At 42.7% G+C, this 2,694-nt stretch carries 4 protein-coding genes; 1 reads left to right on the top strand and 3 read right to left on the bottom strand.

What is annotated here, in order from left to right; genetic code table 11:
* From A3739_RS10195 to A3739_RS10185, 3 genes are all read right to left on the bottom strand, one after another.
* A partial coding sequence (locus tag A3739_RS10195; RefSeq protein WP_197472256.1) for a hypothetical protein occupies nucleotides 1-777 on the bottom strand: 777 nt, incomplete at its 3' end.
* Nucleotides 778-825: 48 nt separating this feature from the next.
* Nucleotides 826-1,380 (bottom strand): DUF6436 domain-containing protein, encoded by a 555-nt coding sequence (locus A3739_RS10190; protein ID WP_068501238.1) that lies wholly within the window; start codon nucleotides 1,378-1,380, stop codon nucleotides 826-828.
* Nucleotides 1,381-1,476: 96 nt separating this feature from the next.
* Nucleotides 1,477-2,142, bottom strand: a complete 666-nt coding sequence (locus tag A3739_RS10185) for an SDR family oxidoreductase (protein WP_068501234.1) — start codon at nucleotides 2,140-2,142, stop codon at nucleotides 1,477-1,479.
* A gap of 115 nt (nucleotides 2,143-2,257) precedes the next feature.
* Between A3739_RS10185 and A3739_RS10180 the strand changes: the two genes are divergently transcribed.
* The coding region (locus A3739_RS10180; RefSeq protein ID WP_304440271.1) for a Na+ dependent nucleoside transporter N-terminal domain-containing protein at nucleotides 2,258-2,694 on the top strand (437 nt) is incomplete at its 3' end.

Below are 2,694 nucleotides of genomic sequence, written 5' to 3'. Positions count from 1 at the left end.
TTGCTGTGTCGAAGATAGTGACTGCAAATTCGTGCTTAGCGTTAGTAATTCGCTCGTTGTATTGTGTGCTTTTGTTGAGCTTTGTGCCACTTGATCTACTAGTTCACAGACCGTTTCGGTGTAGTGATCAAAATCTTGCAGGAGCTTGTTGCTACGACTGGTACGAATCGAAAGGTCAATTTTATCTTCCTTTACGATCGCGCGTGTTGTGGTGCTAAGTTCTATAGATGCGAGGAATTCTTTTTTAAGATCGATAGACATCCATACGATGACAGCGGACTCTATAACAACGTATGCTGCGTGGAGAAATATCACGCTAATGCCAAGTTCTGTGCTGGGTAATACCCAAACATTTACTCCGCCTGATTGCAGATAGAAAAAGCTAAGGTGGTGTGTGGCTATTGTTGCAGCCGCTGCGAGAACCGGGGCCCAGTCTCGATAGTAGAGCAGCAAGGCGATTAACACGAACACACTAAAGTGAAATTCCAGCATGCCGTGTGCTTGCTGAATATGTAGTGACGTCATAATCATAAACGCCGTGCCAATGAAAAGGCGAGTGACTAATGCTCCGGGCGCAAAGTGTCTGATAAGCAGTGCAGTACCAAAAGTACCACCGCCGATAAACATAGCTTCAACCCATGAGTTGTATAATGGAGCAATCGCAAACGAAATGGTAAATAATAAGCTCATGATAGCGAGCATTACTTTATCCGCTTTCATGTAGTGTTCACGCAGCAACGTCTCGTTCACCGAGCTTTCTTGTTTTGAATACATCATAACTTAGACTATCTGTTTACCTGTTTACCTGTTTATCTGTTTATCTGTTTATCTGTTTATTTGTTTATCTATTGAATTATTCCAAGGACAAAAACATCCATTACCTAGCACGTTAAATTGTGGCTGTTTATACCCTTCGTACCATTGTTCTAGACGCGACATGACAAGATCCTCTCCTTGTCCGCATACGTCACCCGAAGAATAGGGACCGTGATAGAGAATTTCGCCCTCTGGTGAAAAGACACTGACAGATGGACTTGATATAGCCCAAAGATTTAAGCCTGATTTTAGCATTGTGCTGTCATTTGATATCATTTCAATATGATTTACATTAGTTAATTCGCGCTTTAACTCACGCATGTGTGGTCTAGCAAAGCGTGTGCAACTGCATTGTTCATCGATATAGTGTACAAGTGTGATTTTTCCTGTTTTATATTCAGGCGTCTGTCTGATGTCTGGAGCATTTTTATGTAAAAATGCACGATAATCAGATGAAAATAGGTGCCATAGTCCGAGGCTAGCGACCAGTAACCACGTGCATGCGAGCGCCCAGATTAGGGGCATGAAGGCGTCTTTTTGGATCTTGTTATCGTTTTTAGACATTAATATCGACTTCGCTCAAAGTTCTATAACTCTTGAATTTGAGAGACGTCCCATATTCTTATCATATTTAGTTCGTGGTCAAGTACCAATACGCAGCTAACAAGGAAGTTGATGATCCTTTGCATGCCAAAATGTTGCCGGGTTCGTGATATTTAGCGCTTCAATTCGGCTTGCGAGTTGTTCTGCAGCTTGATCGGGAGTGACATTACCTATATCGCCAATCATATTCGTTCCGACTAAACCGGGATGCAATATTGCAACCGCAATGTTTTTGTCAGCGAGGTCATGAGCAATCGAAACTGCAGCGGCGTTCAAAGCGCATTTAGACATGCGGTAGCCATATCTTCCACCGCTAGTGTTATCTTCAATAGACCCCATACGGCTGGTGATAAAAGCTATTTTTCCACCATCGGTCATATTGCGCTGAAGAGCTTCTGTAACGCGAAGAGGGCCCAGTGTATTCACCTCAAATTGGTACCGAATAGTTTCGTAGTTTAAGTTTGCGATCTTTTCATCACGCAAGATGCCAGCATTGTTGATCAGAAGGTGGATCTTGGTGTCACCTAATGATTGTTTTAAAGCTGCGATTGAAGAGGGGAGGGTAATGTCGATGTCTTGAACGATTTTGACATCAAGGGCGCTTAGCGCAGGTGAGGGCGTTCGACAGACCGCGATCACGGCCCACCCTAGAGAAACATAGTGTTTGCATAGCGACAGACAAATACCGCGATTGGCACCTGTTACAACGACGACTTGATTCATACTTTACTCAGTAAATTTTCTTTGTTTGATTTTATTGCAAAACTTAGGCTAAACCAGCCAACAATAAAAACTTTGCTACGCTTGCAGCACAATTAATGGCGAAGGATTTGGAGTCATGAGTGTGTTTATTAGCGTTTTGGGTATTCTAGTTTTACTAGGGATTGGCTTTCTTTTGTCTACTAATCGCGGTGCGGTAAATCCTAGAACTGTTTTTGGAGCGCTTGCGATCCAGATAGTCTTGGGAGCATTGGTCTTATATGTGCCGATTGGTCGAGAAATATTAAATACCATTACAGCTGGAGTTGCTCACGTCATTAATTATGCGAATGAAGGGATTGGCTTTTTGTTTGGAGGTCTGGTTAGCGACAAAATGTTTGAAGTCTTTGGTGGAGGCGGATTTGTCTTTGCATTTCGTGTATTGCCGATTGTCGTGTTCTTCTCATCATTAGTTGCTGTGCTGTATTACCTTGGAGTAATGCAGAAAGTGATTCAGTTTTTAGGTGGTGGCTTACGCGAGGTATTAGGGACTAGTAAAACAGAATCTTTATCTGC

The organism is Oleiphilus sp. HI0067, assembly GCF_001635735.1.
Note: the sequence above shows the minus strand (reverse complement) of the source record. Positions and strands in the feature narration are given on the sequence as shown.

Bases quoted from the DNA above. Each gene is read 5' to 3' on its own strand.
- A3739_RS10185 (WP_068501234.1), bottom strand. From the start codon at position 2,142: ATGAATCAAGTCGTCGTTGTAACAGGTGCCAATCGCGGTATTTGTCTG.
- A3739_RS10190 (WP_068501238.1), bottom strand. From the start codon at position 1,380: ATGTCTAAAAACGATAACAAGATCCAAAAAGACGCCTTCATGCCCCTA.